The organism is Arcicella aquatica (assembly GCF_034928825.1).
Taxonomy (GTDB): Bacteria; Bacteroidota; Bacteroidia; order Cytophagales; family Spirosomataceae; genus Arcicella; species Arcicella aquatica.
Genome location: NZ_JAYFUL010000019.1, coordinates 65,950 through 80,684, shown reverse-complemented (window position 1 = coordinate 80,684; position 14,735 = coordinate 65,950). Strand labels below are relative to the sequence as shown.

General features: G+C 35.9%; 9 protein-coding genes. All 9 read left to right on the top strand.

Annotation, left to right across the window (positions count from 1 at the left end; translation table 11 throughout):
- Window positions 1-125: 125 nt before the first annotated feature.
- The 9 genes from VB264_RS12925 (at window position 126) to VB264_RS12885 (ending at window position 14,687) form a co-directional block, all read left to right on the top strand.
- Window positions 126-1,673, top strand: a complete 1,548-nt coding sequence (locus tag VB264_RS12925; protein ID WP_323249967.1) for a lytic transglycosylase domain-containing protein — start codon at window positions 126-128, stop codon at window positions 1,671-1,673.
- A 157-nt stretch (window positions 1,674-1,830) separates the two neighbouring features.
- The gene (gene ruvA / locus VB264_RS12920; protein WP_323249965.1) at window positions 1,831-2,424 is read left to right on the top strand and encodes a Holliday junction branch migration protein RuvA; all 594 of its coding nucleotides are present in this window, start codon (window positions 1,831-1,833) and stop codon (window positions 2,422-2,424) included.
- A gap of 431 nt (window positions 2,425-2,855) precedes the next feature.
- Entirely contained in the window at window positions 2,856-10,118 is a 7,263-nt protein-coding gene (gene sov, locus VB264_RS12915; protein ID WP_323249963.1) for a T9SS outer membrane translocon Sov/SprA, read from the top strand.
- A 92-nt stretch (window positions 10,119-10,210) separates the two neighbouring features.
- On the top strand, window positions 10,211-10,591 hold the full coding sequence (gene gcvH, locus VB264_RS12910) for a glycine cleavage system protein GcvH (RefSeq protein WP_323249962.1): 381 nt from the start codon (window positions 10,211-10,213) through the stop codon (window positions 10,589-10,591).
- 114 nt (window positions 10,592-10,705) lie between these two features.
- On the top strand, window positions 10,706-11,974 hold the full coding sequence (locus tag VB264_RS12905) for a dihydroorotase (RefSeq protein ID WP_323249961.1): 1,269 nt from the start codon (window positions 10,706-10,708) through the stop codon (window positions 11,972-11,974).
- Between the two features lie 147 nt (window positions 11,975-12,121).
- The gene (locus VB264_RS12900; RefSeq protein ID WP_323249960.1) at window positions 12,122-12,673 is read left to right on the top strand and encodes a DUF4199 domain-containing protein; all 552 of its coding nucleotides are present in this window, start codon (window positions 12,122-12,124) and stop codon (window positions 12,671-12,673) included.
- Between the two features lie 3 nt (window positions 12,674-12,676).
- Window positions 12,677-13,210, top strand: a complete 534-nt coding sequence (locus VB264_RS12895) for a DUF4199 domain-containing protein (protein ID WP_309920005.1) — start codon at window positions 12,677-12,679, stop codon at window positions 13,208-13,210.
- Window positions 13,211-13,358: 148 nt separating this feature from the next.
- Window positions 13,359-14,081, top strand: a complete 723-nt coding sequence (gene gldF / locus VB264_RS12890) for a gliding motility-associated ABC transporter permease subunit GldF (RefSeq protein ID WP_309920007.1) — start codon at window positions 13,359-13,361, stop codon at window positions 14,079-14,081.
- 303 nt (window positions 14,082-14,384) lie between these two features.
- A complete protein-coding gene (locus VB264_RS12885) occupies window positions 14,385-14,687 on the top strand; it encodes a DUF4286 family protein (protein ID WP_309920008.1) in 303 nt (100 codons plus the stop codon).
- The last annotated feature ends 48 nt before the right edge of the window (window positions 14,688-14,735 follow it).

Below are 14,735 nucleotides of genomic sequence, written 5' to 3'. Positions count from 1 at the left end.
TAATATTTCAACACCTTCTTTTATAAACACAATAAATCATTCGTTTTTTTAGTTTAAAACATTTAGCTTTGTAATTGTATTTTTTTGTGTTAACCCTTAATTAAAGATAGACTAATCCTTACTGTATGACACTCGCCACTTTTAGAACATTATGTATCGGTTGTTTACTTTCAGTAAGCACATTTACAAATGCCCAAATAACAGCAGGTCCAGACCAGCAAACTGTTACAGCGGATACCGCTAAGGTAACGATTCAACAAATTGCAACCCCAGAGCCTACTTGGCTTATCGACCCTAAAATGGTTGAGCCTAGGCTAAAAGCTTTAGAAAAAGAAATTCCTCTCACATATAATTCTGTAACCCATCAATTTGTCGAATACTTTGCTTATCGCAAACCTTCATTCACCAAAACTATGCTTGAAAGAAATGGGGTATTTTTTCCTCTTTATGAGAAATACTTGAAAAAGTATGGTCTGCCTGATGAGTTAAAATATCTTTCATTGATTGAATCAGGTTTGAACCCTAAGGTTATTTCCAGAGCAGGTGCTGGAGGTCTGTGGCAATTTATGCCTAAAACGGCTCGCTTGGATTTTGGCTTAAAAATGGATGAGTATGTTGACGAGCGTTTTGATCCAGAAAAAGCTACTGAAGCTGCTTGTAAGTATATGCGTCAGCTTTATAATATCTTTGGCGATTGGCATTTGGTATTAGCTGCCTACAATACTGGTCCAGGCAATGTGCGTAGAGCTATTCGTAAATGTGGTGGCGGACAAACATTTTGGGCTATCTACAATTGTTTACCACGCGAAACTAGGGCCTATGTTCCCCAATACATCGGTATTCTTTATATGATGCACCATGCAGATTCGCATGATATTTATGCTGAAAATATTGAAACTGCTACTCCTCATGATACTATCCTTGTTAATTCGTACATAGATTTAGATAAATTAGCAACGCTTAGTAACATTTCTCTAGAGCAAATTCAAAAAATGAATCCTCAGATTTTGACGCATATTTTGCCTGCTCGTACGCGTAATTTTCAGCTAAGATTGCCTAAAGACGAAATGGCATTTTTCAGAGAAAACCGTAAGTCAATTCTTGATTCTGCTACTAAAATGCCTGCATCTCTTATTGAAAAAGCAATGCAAACTCCTGGGGTAGTGTTGGCTAGCAACACTAAAACCGAAGATACAACGAATACTTTCCAACAAACTTTGGCTTCTATTCCTAATGAAAACAGAACGGTGTTTACCAGACAGGAAATCGTAGAGGATGATATGGAAGATGTGGTAATTAATAAAAAGCCAAAGAAAGTTACGTATGTCGTTAAGAAAAAGGATAATCTAACACAAATAGCTGATCATTTTGATGTGGATGTCTATGACCTTAAGCACTGGAATCATCTTGATAACTCAACGATTCAACCGGGGCAGAAATTGACTATTTTCAAAGAATCTGCGGTTTCGAGTACTGTAAAGTATGCTCGTACCAATACAAAAGAGAAAGAAAATGCTAGCAAAGGCAAAGTTCGTTTTCATAATGTGCAAGACGGCGACACCCTTTGGAATATATCACAACGCTACGGAGGAATTTCAATTGATAAATTGAAAAAATTGAATGGAATCAAAAGCAATGTTGTAAAAGCTGGCATGAAACTAAGAGTTTCGTAGTAGTTTAAAAAATAGCAAGATATATAAAAGTCCGCATGACATTTGAGTTATGCGGACTTTTGCGTATTTTTGAAGTTATCAATTCTTTCATTTATGAATTGATTGAAGTATAGCAAAATTGCTTGCTTTGGCTTTTTACAATAATTCAATATATTAGATGATCGCCTACATTGACGGTAAATTAACATACAAAGACCCAGCTTACGTTATAATTGATGTAAACGGTGTTGGCTATGAAATTAAAATTTCGCTTCAAACATACGGTGCCTTACAAGATGGCACGGAGCGTTGTAAACTATTCACCTATCTAAATATCCGAGAAGATGCCCACATTCTATATGGTTTTAAAGACCCTGAAGAAAAAATACTTTTCCTTGATTTACTAAGTGTATCAGGTATTGGTCCAAACACTGCGTTGGTCATGCTTTCTTCGATGTCCTCTGCTGAAATTCGTCATGCGTTAATCAATGAAGATGTCAAGACCATCCAAAGTATTAAAGGGATTGGTGCAAAAACAGCTCAAAGAGCCATTATCGAATTGAAAGATAAACTCAGAAAAGAGCAAATGTTAGGAACTGCTTCGCCTTCGATTTTCCCAACACAAAACAACAAAGTAAGGAACGAAGCTTTGGCCGCTTTGGTTACCTTAGGGATTCCTAAAAATGTTGCTGAAAAGAGTATCGATGTCATCTTGAAAAAAGAAGGAACAGATATTACGGTAGAGCAATTAATCAAAATGGCTTTACGATAGAAGCTGTTTAAACTTTCCCTTTCGGGTTAAACTAAGTCTTTTAGAATAGCTTGTCCCAAAATTTACTCAACGTAGCGATGCTATGCTTCCCAAATTTTGAAAAAATCAATTCTAAAATACAATACTTTCACCTCAGAAACGGAAAGTTTAAACAGATTCATAGTCATTGAAGACTCACGTCAAACACTCAATACTTCAAAAATTAATCATATTAGGAAATATTGAGGGGTTATTTCTCGTTTGAAGTTCAGCAAGATGCTTTTATTGCTTAACCATAAAAACACTTGCTAAACTTACCTATTAAAAAAATTAATACCATTTTGAGCACATTTCCTGAAAATTTGGCTTTACTGACCTGTTTTTCACGAGTTGTTCTTAAAAATACCACATCAATTAAAATACCTTATTTTTTGAACATCAAGCTACTAACTGTGCAACGAAAAAAGTTTTACTTACTTTCTGGAGGGTTAATTTTGTCAGTTTTTGCTTCTCTTGCATGGGTTTCACCAATGCATGGTACCGCCTATTATCTGACCAAAAAAAATCCAAAAGGCATTCTTTCTTCTTACCTAGCTGATACCCTAAAAAAAACTGGGAAGCGCCCTCGTTTCAAATTAAAAGACCGTTACGCAAATCGCTTTACAGGAAAAACAGCCAGCTCACCCTTTATTCCGAAAGACTCCAAAGATTTAAATACTGAATTTAGGCTAGATTCATCAGGTAAAATTTCTGTTTATGAAAAGCTAAAAAGTCTTTCTGATAATACCCAATATCGCCCTGCCGAGCAGATTAGTATCAAGGATTATGCTAGATTACAAGAGGATAGGTTTATGCGAGACTACTGGCGAAAGTATGCGGCTTCGCAAGATGGGAAGGATGATACCAAAGGCCGAGGCTTATTACCGAAAATAGAACTCCCTCCTGCTATCGACCGTATTTTTGGGGGAGCCCAAGTGGATTTCAAACCAAACGGAAATGTTTTATTAGATATAGGTTACATTGGTCAATTTATCGATAATCCAGCCATTCCCGTCCAGCAACGATACATTGGCAACTTGAATTTCACAGAACAAGCGCAAGTAAACTTTCAGGGGAAGATAGGTGATAAATTAAATATTAATACCAATTTTGATACAAAAGCAAGTTTCAATTTTCAAAATCAATTAAAGTTAAATTGGCGAACGAATGAAGAAGACATTTTACAAAACATTGAAGTAGGTAATACATCTTGGCAATTAAATAGTCAACTCATTCCGGGGGTTCAAAACCTATTCGGATTAAAAACGTTAATGCGTTTTGGTAATTTGGATGTTACCACAGTATTGGCCCAACAACGTTCAAAACAAGATTGTATCACCTTAAGAGGAGGAAGCCAAGGAAAAAACTTTGAAATAAAAGCGAGTGCTTATGATGAAAACAGGCACTTTTTCTTGTCTACTTTCTTTAGAAATAATTATGAACGCTCGCTTAAAAACCTCCCAATCATTACATCGGGGATTACAATTACTCGGGTAGAAGTATACGTAACCAACAGAACTCAAAGCCCTGAAACACTCCGAAATCTAGTAGCATTTTCGGATTTAGGAGAGGCTAGTCCTTATAACAAAACAAGTAAACATATTCAGCCTTTTAATGGAAGCACCCAAACGCCTGTTGATAATGCTAACAATGGACTTTATGCAGCAGCCAGAGCAGATGCAGAGGTAAGAAAGGCTGACCAAGCAACTTTTAGATTACAAAGCGAATTTGGATTAACCAAAGGGCCTGACTTTGACTTACTTCGTGGAGCGAAACGCTTATCGGACAGAGAATTTAAGTTCAGTCCAGAACTTGGTTATATCTCATTGATTACACCTCTTCGTAATGACGAAGTGTTGGCAGTGTCATACGAATATACGTTGAATGGACAAAGACACCAAGTTGGTGAACTTACAGAAGATTACCAAGACCAAGCAGACGATAAAGTATTGATTTTAAAAATGTTAAAATCATCTACTGTGCGTAATAATCTGGAACATCCGATGTGGGATTTGATGATGAAAAACATTTATTCATTGAATACTCAGCAATTGGCAAAACAGGCGTTTCAACTAAGAGTAGTTTATAAAGATGACCAAACAGGCGTTGATAATCCGAATTTACAAGAAGGTAGAAAACTAAAAGATATTCCATTAATCAGGGTTTTGGGACTAGACAAACTAAACCAAAACGGTGATGCCCAAGTGGATGGAAATTTTGACTTTGTAGAAGGTGTAACCATTGACAGTAAAAATGCAAAAGTAATATTCCCAGTACTAGAACCTTTCGGGTCAACTTTACAAAAGCAATTTGATGTAGATGAGGTTCAGTTAGTCGATAAATACGTTTTTGATCGTTTATATAGAAGTACTCAAACCGATGCCGCACAGTTGACCAGCAAGGATAAATTTTTCTTGAAAGGAAGTTATCAATCTGCTGGTGGAGGGGATGTCTCTTTACCCATTGGTGTAGATGCCAAGTCGGTACAAGTATCAGCGGGTGGCGTACCACTAGCGGCTGGGACAGACTATATTGTTGAACCGCAATCTGGTAGAGTGAGGATATTAAATGTTGGCGTTTCAAATTCGGGACGAGAAATCAAAATCTGTTACGAAAAACCTGATTTGTTTAATAATCAAATCAGAACATTACTAGGTGCACACTTGGACTATACAGTTGGACAAAACTTCCATTTGGGAGCCACTGTTCAGCACATGAAAGAGAGTCCTCCTAACTTCTTGACAAGGGTACAAATCGGGAATGAACCAGTTAATAATACTATTTTTGGTTTTGATGCAGCTATCCAACGTCCTTCAAAATTCTTAACAAAACTGATTGATGCCTTGCCTTTAATCTCTACCAAAGAAACATCTGGCATTGATTTTCAAGGTGAGTTTGCACAACTTATTCCATCAGTTAACAAAGATGTTCAAGGCAATGCTTTTATTGATGATTTTGAAGTAGCCAGAAATGTATTTAGCCTAAGCAACCAAGCAACGGCTTGGAAACCAGGTGCTACCCCTCTGATGTTTCCTCAAGGCTCGCCCAATAGCTTAGAGAGTGGTTTCCGAAGAGCCAAAATTTCAACCTATATTGCCGACTTTAGTTTATACGGAAATAATGGTTCAAATATCAATGTACCGGGGGTAAACTCAGAGGAATCTAATAAATATGCTTATGAGAGAGCTATATCGATTACAAGTCTATTCCCAAATCGTCAGTTAGCGAATAACATCACAGGTATTCCATTAAGTGTATTGGATGTTTCTTATTTCCCTGCTGAAAGAGGGGTTTATAACTTCTCGACCAATCTAAACGACAGAGGTTTATTAAACAATCCAACACAAAATTTTGGAGCCATTACACGTGCGATTACATCAGACACAGACTTTGATAATGCCAATATTGAAACCCTTGAATTTTGGATGATGAATCCATTAGTAGAAGGCGAAACGGGCGTAGTAAGGGCTACTGGAGATGCAGATGTTGACCGTCAAAATAGCCAAAGACGTAATCAAACAGGAGGAAAATTAATTTTCAACTTAGGGGATATTTCAGAAGATTTTGTTCCAGATGGATTTTCGAATTTTGAAAATGGAATTCCAGCAGGTGAAAAAATTGTGACGGGCACTTCATCAAACGTTGAAAGAACTATCTGGGGTTTAGCACCTAAACAACAGTTTGTAACCAACGCTTTCTCCAATAATAGCGATAGAAGTTTACAAGATATTGGGTTAGACGGTCTTCCCAACAAAGCTTCTGCTTCAACAGATGAATTTGATGAACAACGTTTTTTCAGTACTTATTTAAATGACGTTCGTGGAAAAGTAACTGACCAAACTGCCTTATTAGAATTTGAGAATGACCCCGCAGGTGATGACTTTGTGCATTACTTAAATGAAAAATACAATAACACCTCAAGCTTAATTGTCCGTTATAAAAACTACATGGGGCTAGAGAACAACTCGCCAACCACCGCGGCAACAGCTAATACAAATTCTGGCTATACAGAATCAAGTAATCAACAGCCCGACCGTGAGGATTTGAATAATGATAATACCGTAAACGATAACCAAGCTTATTACCAATACGAACTTGATATTAAACAAGAGAAAATGGTAGTAGGACAGAATTATATCGTTGATAAAATTACTGAAAATGGCGTTGATTGGTTTCTTTTCAGAATCCCTATCAAAGACTATACGAGTAAAGTAGGAAATGTGAATGGGTTTAAATCAATGAGATTTATCCGTACTTTCCTGACAGGCTGGGAACAGCCTGTGGTTTTTCGTTTTGCGGCCTTCCAGCTTTCAGGCTTTCAATACCGTAAATATACAGGAGAGCTTACTCCTAGAGGTTTACAGGATGTTCCAGAACCTTATGATGCTAACTTTAGAATTACGACTGTTAACATTGAAGAAAACGGCCCTGCCAACAAAGGCACGAATACAGTTCCTTATGTAGTACCTCCAGGTTTTGTTCGTGACAGAGACATTACTACGATTAGCAATGCACAATTAAACGAACAGTCATTAAGTATGTGCGTCGATGGCTTGAGAGACGGTGATTCAAGAGCAGGTTTTAAAAATACGTTATTTGATTTTATCAATTACAAAAACCTAAAGATGTTTGTCCACATGGACAGCCCAAATAATGATGTTGAAAATAATGTATCTGCTTTCATAAGAATTGGTACAGACTTGACAGACAATTATTACGAAGTTGAAACAAAAGGATTAAAACAAACACATTATGCTACTTCGGTTACTTCTGAAGAAGTATGGCGAGAAGAAAATGAAATTGATATTCCGTTTGCTATTATCAAAAGTGTAAAAATAGAAAGAGATAGGCTTGGTATTAGCTTGAATACTCCATACCGCAAAGAAGTACTAGGGAATAATGGTCATACTTATTTTGTGACCGTTGTGGGTAGACCTGACCAAAGTGCCATACTGACTACGATGATTGGGGTTCGAAATCCAAAATCAGCAGATGAACAGGCTAAAACTTTTTGTATCTGGGTGGATGAATTAAGGGCTTCTGGTTTTGACCAAACCTCAGGTCAAGCAGCTATTGGAAAGTTAGGGTTGAAATTGGCTGATTTTGCCAATGTAACGATGAGCGGTTCGTTCAAGAATTACGGCTTTGGTGGCGTACAGTCTAAAATTTCTGAACGTGCCAGAGAAACTACCATTGAATATGGTATTGCCGCAAACATTAATGTTGACAAGCTTTTACCTGAAAAATGGGGTTTAAAAATTCCATTATATGTAAGTTATGACAAAAGGAATATCAGCCCCACCTTTAATCCATTAGACCCAGATATTTTACTGGACAGTACGCTTGCTAGTATTTCAGACCCAGTAGAACGAGAGCGGTACCGTAGGATGGTACAGGATAATTCTGAGCGAAAAGGGTTGAACCTTACCAATGTTCGAAAGATAAAAACGAATCCGACTGCCAAGTCGCATGCTTGGGATGTTGAGAACCTTACATTTACCTATGCTTTTGCAGAATTAAAAAGAAGTAATACCACGATTGATGAATATAGACAAACATCACACCGCGGTGGTGTTACGTACTCTTTTACGGGAAATCCGAAGTCAATTGAGCCATTTAAGGGAATGAAAAGTAATCATCCTTTATTGCGTTGGGTAAAAGATTTCAACCTCTCTCCTTTACCAAACTCTGTTACCATCAGAGCAGATATGGATAGAAGTTTTATCAAAACACAATTACGGAATGCCGAAATAACACAGACGGGAAGTAGTGGTATACCGACACTCACAACTGATGGAGTTGCTCCGCTTTTTGAGAAATATTGGTTATTCAACCGTTATTATAACTTGGGTTGGAATTTAACTAAAAACGTTACGGTGAATTACAATGCTACGGCTAACGCGATCATAGATGAGCCGTATGGTGGTTTGGAAACGCAGAAAGATAGAGATTCAGTCGCTGCGAATTTAAGGCGATTTGGTAGAACCAAAAACTATGACCAACAACTAAACACTGTTTGGAGATTACCTTTGAATAAATCGCCATTGACTGATTGGATGACGGCCGACTATAACCATAGATTTGGTTATACTTATGCAGCCAATTCATATAACATTAAAGATTCACTGGATGTACCTTTTGGTAATATTATTAAAAACACCAGAAACCGAGGGATTACTGGTAAGATAGACTTAGTAGCGCTATATAACAGAATTAGGGCATTAAGAATAGCGAATCAACCAAGGATAGAACGTAAAAATATTGCACGAAGTCCTGGTGATGATGAAGACATCATTAAACCTCAAGCAAATATTCTGAAAAGCATTACTCGTTTATTGATGACTATCCGTGGTATTAACATCAATTACAACATTGATGAATCTACTACACTTGCTGGTTTTATGCCAAATCCGGGTTTGTTAGGAATGAATAATCAGAGTTCTGCTCCGGGCATAGGCTTTATTACAGGTAGCCAAGATGGCGATATTCGTTTTAGAGCAGCCGAAAATGGTTGGCTTACAAAAAGTACTGTCCAGAATGTACCTTTTTTACAAACGAGGACACAAAATTTCACTTACAGAAGTGCGCTAGAACCTTTCAGAGATTTCAAAATACAGGTTGAAGGAAAATGGAGTAGGTCAGATAATTATCAAGAGTTCTTTAGACCTGCCACTGCTGGTGGAGAATTTCAAAGCCAAAGTCCAGTGCGTTCAGGGAATTATAGCATGTCGTTTTTATCATTCCTGACAACTTTTGATAGTAATTCACCTGACAATAATTCTGTAATTTTTAATCGATTTAGAAGTTATCGTCAAACTATTTTAGACCGCCTGAATGGACAAAAACAAGGCACAGGAGAATATAATATCAATTCGCAAGATGTATTGATTCCAGCATTTTTTGCGGCATATAGCGGTGTTTCACCCAACAAGGTGAGCTTCTCTCCTTTCGTGAATTTGCCCCTTCCCAATTGGCGAGTTGACTACAATGGTTTAGCCAACATTGGTTGGTTCAAAAGAACGTTTTCTAATATTTCTATTACACATGCCTATACGTCCACTTATAGCGTAGGTAATTTTGTATCCTCTTTAGAATATACCGACCCATTCCAGTTGAACTTGAATAATTTAATGTATCCGCTTTCATCAAAAGTAAATCAAGATGGTACGTTGATTCCTGTATTTGTGATGAGTACGATAAAATTTGAAGAAAGATTTGCGCCATTTATAGGCTTTAATGCCATTACGAAAAGCAAAATCTCCTTAAAAATAGAGTATAATCAGGATAGAAATGTAGGCTTGAACCTAGCTAATTCACAAGTAAATGAACTTACGAACAAAGATTTAACGGTTGGAATGGGCTTTACAAAAGCGAATATGCTTATTCCTTTCAGGGTGCAGGGCAGAAGAGTTCGCTTGCCTAATGACTTAAAGTTTAGTGCCAACTTAACGATTCGTGATACAAGAACGATACAAAGAAAATTGGATGCTGAAACAGTAGTAACTCAAGGATTTATGAATTTTCAATTTCGCCCACAAGCAAGTTATAATGTCAATAAAAGGCTTAGTGTGAATGTTTATTTTGATAAAATGTTTAATAATCCTTTTGTTTCAAATTCATATTATCGTTCAACAATAGCGGCTGGTTTCCAAGTAAGATTTAGTTTATCAGAATAAATCATCAATAGTTTGCTTGATAAGCTTTTTGAACTTTACTAATTTTAATTTAACTTGCGACCCAATTCAAAAAATCAACAAAACCAACACAGATGAATTTTCCAGCAGAGCTTCGTTATACAAAAGAACACGAATGGGTGAAATTAGAAGGTGATATTGCTATAGTAGGTATCACAGATTTTGCACAAAGTGAATTAGGAGATATTGTATATGTAGAAATTGAAACAGCAGGACAAACCTTAGCACAAGACGAAATTTTCGGTTCGGTAGAAGCTGTTAAAACTGTTTCTGATTTATTTTTGCCCATTGCAGGTGAAATCTTAGAAGTCAATGAAGCATTAGTCAATGCTCCTGAATTAGTAAACTCTGACCCTTACGGTGAAGGTTGGATGATTAAAATGAAAGTAACTAACATTGCTGATGTTGAAGCATTGATGGATACTGATTCTTACAAAGAACACGTTGGATATTAATCCAAAACAAATACTTTATAAAGCCCTGACAATCAGGGCTTTTTTTTGATGTACAAAGCCCAGTGTTAATCATATCTAACAATCTCTTTTTTCAACCTGTGGTAAAACATAAATATGAAAATTCTTATTCGTTCCGCTAAAATAATTTGTAAAAACAACGACCTGAATGGTCAGGTTAAAGATATTTTTGTCGAAAATGGCAGTATCCAAAAAATTGAAGATGAAATCGATTGGGATGCCGATGAAATTATTGAAGGTAAAGATATTTGCGTATCAATCGGTTGGTTCGATTTACGCGTACACCCTAAAGAACCAGGACACGAATATAAAGAGAGTTTTCAGTCGATGGAAGCTGCTGCCCTAGCTGGCGGTTTCTCTGAAATTGCTTTATTACCCAATACCAAGCCCGTAATTCAAACACGTGAAAGTGTGAATTATTTAAAACGAGCAGGAGAAAAAGTAAAGTTTCATCCGATGGCGGCTGTTACGTTAAAATGTGAAGGAAACGATTTTACTGAAATGATAGACCTTCATCATGCAGGAGCTATCGCCTTTACTGATGGTGAAAACCCTATTCAAAATCCAGATATTTTCTTAAAAACGTTACAATATCTTTCTCAATTTGGTGGCGTATTAATCAATCGTCCAGAAGATACTAACCTCACTCATTTTGGACAAATGCATGATGGCATGATGAGTACTTTTTTAGGAATGAAAGGAATGCCACAAATGGCTGAAGAAATTATGCTCATGCGTGATTTGAAGTTGTTGGAATATGTATTGAATACTCCTTTTACGGACTTGCCTGTTGATAAAAGTGTGTTACATTTTTCTGGTATATCTTCGGCAGAATCAGTAAATTTAATCCGAATGGGTAAAGATATTGGGCTTCCTATTACTTGTGATGTGTATGCGCATCAACTTTGTTTTACTGAAAATGATTTATCAGAATTTAATACTAACTTTAAAGTAAACCCTCCTTTCCGCACACAAGAAGATGTTGATGCTCTGTGGGATGGTTTAGAAGATGGAACAATTGATGCTATCGTATCAGATCATAATCCACAAGATGAAGAATCTAAAAAATTAGAGTTTGATATGGCAGAATTTGGCGTGATTGGTTTAGAAACCCTTTTCGCAGCCGTTAATACGTATAATGAAAAAATTTCATTAGAAGATTTAATTGAGAAAATTACCGTAAATCCACGACAAATTCTTCAACTTAGCATACCGAAAATTGAAGTAGGTGAAAAAGCTAATCTCACTGTTTTTTCAGAAGATGAAGAATGGGTATATCGTGAGAAAAAAATCATCTCTGCCTCAAAAAACTCTCCATTTATTGGAAAAACATTGAGAGGAAAAGCGATAAAAGTAATTGTTTAGTGAGCTTTAGGCTGTAAGCAATAGGCGATAAGCTCTTTTAAATAGATAAGCTTATTCATCGATTGAGTTTTTTAAGAATACACTAAAATTTAAAGCCTACAGCCTATCGCTTAAAGCCTAAAAGCAAATCATCTTACCAATAAAAGAATGTTTAATAAATCGTTTACAAAAACAATCATCATATACGGTATCATTGCTGGATTGCTGACTTTAGCTTATTGTTTTGTTATAAAAAGTATAGGGCAGATTCCTTTAGATGGGAAAAAAGCACCTTCTTTATTATTCAGCATTGTAGTGATGATATTTGCGGTAAAAAACTATCGTAAAGACAATCCAGATAATACATTACACTTCTGGGAGGGTTTTGCTGTAGCTAATCTTACTAATATTGTTGGAGCCTGCATCAGTGCTTTAGGACTTTATTTTTGGTTGAGTGCCACTGGTAATACTATTTTAGCCGAATATATTGAACAAACAACGGCTATGCTTAAAATGCCAAAAGTAAGAAATGGATATATCCAAGAAATGGGTGTAGCATCTTTCAATAGTATTTTAGAAGCTTTTAAAATTTTATCGCCTAAAGATATCGCCATTGATGAAATTATTGGATTGAAAGGCAAAGTGCCCCTCGGAATATTAGTTTCTATCATAATTTCTCTATTTTTCAGACGTCAGTATCAATATGTAAAAAAACCTTAATCGATGGAAAGCCAAACTACTACCACAAGAATTGCTTTAAAATGGGGAATTATCGCAGGGATTATCTCTATTATTCTATCAGTAGCAACTCAACTTTTAGGACTAAAAAATAGTCAAGATGTTTCTACTGGCTTCTTTTTATTTTTAATAGGACTGGCTTTTACTTGTTTGATTCAAGTATTGGCAATGAATGATTATAAAAGCCAGAATAATGGTTTTATGAGCTATGGCGAGGGTCTGGGTATAGGGTTACTTTCTGGGGTTATTTGGGGTGTTGTATCTGGTGGCTTTAATATTCTTTATCTAAAGTACATTGATAACTCTGAAATGATTAAACAGGCTAATCTGATGCGCCAAAAAATGGAAGAACAAGGAGCTACAGATGCGCAGATGGAAGTAAATGAAAAAATCATTAGTTATGCTACTGACCCAAGTATTGGATTTATTATCACTGTCATAGCTGGCTTTATTGGTGGGTTAATTGTGGCTTTAATTATCTCTGCTATCCTGAAAAAAGAAAAGTCGATTTTTGAATAATGTTTTGTAAATAATTGAGTTAAGTAAGAGTTGTGATTTTAAGACACGAATATTTCTCTCTTTAATTCACACAATAACAACGTTTATTTTACATTAGCTAACATTCATAATCAAGCTAGCAAACTCAATTTCAAATTTTTAATTTACCATGTATCAAATCTTCAAAAAAGAAGTAAATACTTTCCTAAGCTCAATCGTCGGTTATATTGTGATTGGTGTGTTTTTCACAGCAACTGGTTTATTCGTGTGGTTTTTTAAGGATAATATTCTTGATTTTGGCTTTGCAGATTTATCATCATTTTTTCAGATTGCTCCTTTTATCTTTTTATTTTTGATTCCCGCCACCACAATGCGGGCTTTTGCCGAAGAAGTAAAAACGGGTACGATAGAATTATTATTTACTAAGCCGCTTTCTACTTGGCAAATTATTTTAGGTAAATATTTCGCTAGCTGTTATTTAGTTTTATTAGCACTTTTACCCACAACTTTATATTATTATTCAGTATATCAACTAGGTAATCCACAAGGCAATGTCGATTCGGCTGCTGTGTTGAGTTCTTACTTGGGGCTTTTCTTTTTGGCTTGTGTTTTTGCGGCTATTGGTATTTTCACGTCTTCTCTAACAGATAACCAAGTAACGGCATTTATCTTAGCTTTTACAATTTGTTTAGTACTTTACTACGGAATAGGACAACTGGCTCAATTGCCATTTTTAGGTGATTTTGGCTATATTTTTGCTCAGTTAGGACTCGATTATCAATATGATGCTCTTGGAAGAGGGCTAATAGATTCTAGAAACGTTATCTATTTTGTCTCTGTCATTTTCTTGGCACTTTGGGGAACAAAGATTAAATTATCGACTATTAGGTGATTGTTGGGATTTGGAGACTTTAGGACTTAAAGATTAAAGACTGGAAGATATTAGACGCTAGATATTAGACTTAGGACTTTAGGGTTTTGGACTTTAGGACTGAATGACTTTAAGATTGAAAGACGCTAGATACTAGATCTTGGACCCTAGGATTTTGAGACTTTGTAAATGCAAAGACACAAAGCTGTTAAATCATAAATCACTAATTCACTAACCCACAAATCACTCATTCACAACTAAAAACAATCACTAAATCACAACTCACTCATTCACAAATTACCCCATAACTCACAATTATCTTTTATGCTTTTTCATAATATCACATACAATATTGATATCAACTCGGAACAAGATTTTCTTGATTGGATGCGAACAGTTCATGTTCCGAAAGTAATGCTTACTGGTTTCCCAAAAAGCTTCAAAATCTTGAAGTTATTGACTGAAATCGATAACGGAGGTGTAACATATTCTTTCCAATATGTTTTTGATAGTATAGAAGGGTTTGAAGTATTTGAAAATGATTATTTAGATGATTTAAACGATGCTGTTGATAAACGCTATCGTGGAAAATACGTTTTCTTTCCTAGCCTTCTGCAAGAAATTTAATGTTTGAACTACATCTATTTTAAAGCATATTTTAAAAGCCTCTGATAA

Coding starts and splice junctions, on each gene's coding strand:
- gldF (WP_309920007.1), top strand. CDS start 13,359: ATGTATCAAATCTTCAAAAAAGAAGTAAATACTTTCCTAAGCTCAATC.
- VB264_RS12905 (WP_323249961.1), top strand. CDS start 10,706: ATGAAAATTCTTATTCGTTCCGCTAAAATAATTTGTAAAAACAACGAC.
- VB264_RS12895 (WP_309920005.1), top strand. CDS start 12,677: ATGGAAAGCCAAACTACTACCACAAGAATTGCTTTAAAATGGGGAATT.
- VB264_RS12925 (WP_323249967.1), top strand. CDS start 126: ATGACACTCGCCACTTTTAGAACATTATGTATCGGTTGTTTACTTTCA.
- gcvH (WP_323249962.1), top strand. CDS start 10,211: ATGAATTTTCCAGCAGAGCTTCGTTATACAAAAGAACACGAATGGGTG.
- VB264_RS12900 (WP_323249960.1), top strand. CDS start 12,122: ATGTTTAATAAATCGTTTACAAAAACAATCATCATATACGGTATCATT.
- VB264_RS12885 (WP_309920008.1), top strand. CDS start 14,385: ATGCTTTTTCATAATATCACATACAATATTGATATCAACTCGGAACAA.
- ruvA (WP_323249965.1), top strand. CDS start 1,831: ATGATCGCCTACATTGACGGTAAATTAACATACAAAGACCCAGCTTAC.